Below are 493 nucleotides of genomic sequence, written 5' to 3'. Positions count from 1 at the left end.
TGGCGATACTTTGGTCGTACCAAAGCTTGATCGACTGGCCCGCTCTGTCCCTGATGCACGGCTTATTGGCGACAGCCTGGCATCCCGTGGCGTGAAGCTTCAACTTGGGAACAGTATTCACGATCCGTCTGATCCAATGGGCAAGTTGTTCTTCAACATCCTTGCGACTTTCGCGGAGTTTGAAGCCGATCTGATCCGGATGCGTACTCGTGAAGGGATGGCCGTTGCACGCGACAAAGGTAAACTACGCGGAAAGAAACCCAAGCTTTCTGAACGTCAGCAAAAAGAGCTTCGCCGGATGTATGATACCGGCGATTACTCCATCAGCGATCTTTCAGAACTGTTTTCTATTTCTCGGCCAACTGTCTATCGAACTCTCAGCAGAACAGCCTCAACGTTCTTGTTGGGTTCACTCTAAGCGTACGTAAAGTACACTTTCGTGTCGTGACCCCTATTTGAACGAGGCGTTGCGCTGGATTCAGGAGCGGCACGG

General features: G+C 51.5%; 1 protein-coding gene. It reads left to right on the top strand.

What is annotated here, in order from left to right:
• On the top strand, positions 1-418 hold a 418-nt coding region (locus KP705_RS17110), incomplete at its 5' end, for a recombinase family protein (protein WP_215765135.1).
• Between the last annotated feature and the right edge of the window lie 75 nt (positions 419-493).

This window comes from Gluconobacter sp. P1D12_c, from assembly GCF_018812105.1.
GTDB classification, from domain to species: Bacteria; Pseudomonadota; Alphaproteobacteria; order Acetobacterales; family Acetobacteraceae; genus Gluconobacter; species Gluconobacter oxydans_A.
Note: the sequence above shows the minus strand (reverse complement) of the source record. Positions and strands in the feature narration are given on the sequence as shown.